The following is a 1,931-nucleotide window of genomic DNA, read 5'->3' as shown; positions in this document are numbered from 1 at the left end:
ACGACCGGCCTGATCGGCGAGCAGGAGCTGCGGCTGATGAAGCCGACCGCCCACATCATCAATGTCGGACGTGGCCCGATCATTCAGGAGTCGGTCCTGGTCCGTGCGTTGAAAGAGGGCTGGATTGCCGGGGCCGGCCTGGATGTGACCGACCCCGAGCCACCGCAGTCCGACAGCGAGCTGTTTCGGCTGCCGAATGTGATCCTGACCCCGCACTACTCGGGCTTACGCTCCGAGTACTGGAAACACGCGACCGAGGTCTTCAGACCCAACCTGGCCAAGTTCCTGCGGGGTGAGGCGCTCGACAATGTGGTCGATAAACACGGCGGCTACTGAGGCTCGGGTCTTCCCTCACTGGACAAAGGCATCCCGGCCGCGGGCGTAGGCAAAGATATTCTGGGCCGAGTTACGGTTGACCAGCTCGCGGCCGTACATCGGGTGATACAGGCTGCGGACCTCGTGTTCGAGCTCGCATAAGAGCTTGCCCGTCTTGGGATTCACAATGGCCTGAAAGCGGTATTGATAGTCGTTGGATTCCTCGGTGATCAGCTTCTGGCGCTTTAAGACAGCGTGGGGGCTCGAAAAGTCGGCCACATAGACGGCGATATGATGCCCGTCATACTCGGGCAGGGGCTGGTCGGTTTCCCGGAAGCGCAGCACCTGGGAGCAGCCCATGCCGACCTGGGCCATCGTGCCCTGCCCGTCTTTGACCACCGTGGCCGGGGCGTGCATGACCGTGCGGTAGAAGTCGGCGATGCCCCGGGCGGTTCTGGGTTTGACCGATACCTCCACGTAGGGCATGCCCAGGCTGATATCGCCAAACTCTGGACCTGGGGCGTGGCAGCGGATCTGGTTGCCCCACGGGCAGGTCACCTCGACATAGTCTTTGCGAGCCTTCCAGCCAAAGGCCGTGCCGGTCAATTTGTCTTCGAGTCTGGTCAGCCGCCGTTGCAGCGCGTCGAGGTCGGTCACGACCAGACCGATACAGCCGGTGAGCACCTGCGGGTCGCGGGTGGGCAGGTGGAACTGTTGCTCGCCAACATTGACCCACATGTTTTCCGGTCCGACCATCATATACGGGTCGCGGGTCAGGCCGAGTCCTGAGATGTAGAAGCGGAGGGCGAGTTCTTGATCGGGAACCGTCACATTGACGTGTTCCATGCCGATGATGTTGCCAACGTCCTGCGTTTTGCGGTCATATTTGGGCTGGGCCATGTTTCCTCTCCTTCGCTAAACTGTGTGAGGCTGATTATTTCCTTGACCGCGTACTTTTGCAAGCTTGGCAGTCCGACCTGTGAGGTGGTAAGCTGGCCCGACTGAAGCGCCAGTGGAACAGGGGGAGGTCCCATGTCGGCACTCGACCATATTCGCATTCTCGATTTGACCCATTACGAAGCCGGACCGGCCTGCACCGAGCTGCTGGCCTTTTTAGGCGCCGATGTCATCAAGCTCGAACCGCCGGGCCGGGGGGAGCCGGGCCGCAGCTTCGTGCGTGACAAGCCGGATATGGACTCGTATCTGTTTGTGCTGCTGAACGCCAATAAGCGCGGCATCACCCTCGATCTCAAGTCCGAGTCGGGCAAAGACCTGTTCCGCTCGCTGGCCCGCCAGGTCGATGTGGTGATCGAAAATTTCTCGCTGGGCACGATGGAGGAACTGGGGCTGGGCTACCAGGCCCTCAGCGAGATCAATCCCCGCCTCGTCTACGCGACGATCAAGGGCTATGGCACCTACGGTCCGTGGAGCAGCTATAAGAGCTTCAACTCGGCCGCTCTGGCCACCGGCGGTGCGATCAGCATCACCGGCCTGCCGGGCGGACCGCCGATCAAGCCCGGCCCAACCATCGCCGACACCGGCACCGGCCTGCACTGCGCGGTCGGCATCCTGTCGGCCCTGCTCCAGCGCGACAAAACCGGTCGCGGTCAACACGT

At 61.9% G+C, this 1,931-nt stretch carries 3 protein-coding genes; 2 read left to right on the top strand and 1 reads right to left on the bottom strand.

Annotation, left to right across the window (positions count from 1 at the left end; genetic code table 11):
- A partial coding sequence (locus J4F42_22565; GenBank protein MCE2488307.1) for a hypothetical protein occupies positions 1 to 336 on the top strand: 336 nt, incomplete at its 5' end.
- 15 nt (positions 337 to 351) lie between these two features.
- Here the strand turns inward: J4F42_22565 and J4F42_22560 are convergent.
- On the bottom strand, positions 352 to 1,215 hold the full coding sequence (locus J4F42_22560; protein ID MCE2488306.1) for a hypothetical protein: 864 nt from the start codon (positions 1,213 to 1,215) through the stop codon (positions 352 to 354).
- A 132-nt stretch (positions 1,216 to 1,347) separates the two neighbouring features.
- Between J4F42_22560 and J4F42_22555 the strand changes: the two genes are divergently transcribed.
- Positions 1,348 to 1,931, top strand: a 584-nt coding sequence (locus tag J4F42_22555) for a CoA transferase (protein MCE2488305.1), incomplete at its 3' end; no start/stop codon positions are given.

Source organism: Desulfurellaceae bacterium (genome assembly GCA_021296095.1).
GTDB lineage: Bacteria > Desulfobacterota > Binatia > Bin18 > Bin18 > JAAXHF01.
Note: the sequence above shows the minus strand (reverse complement) of the source record. Positions and strands in the feature narration are given on the sequence as shown.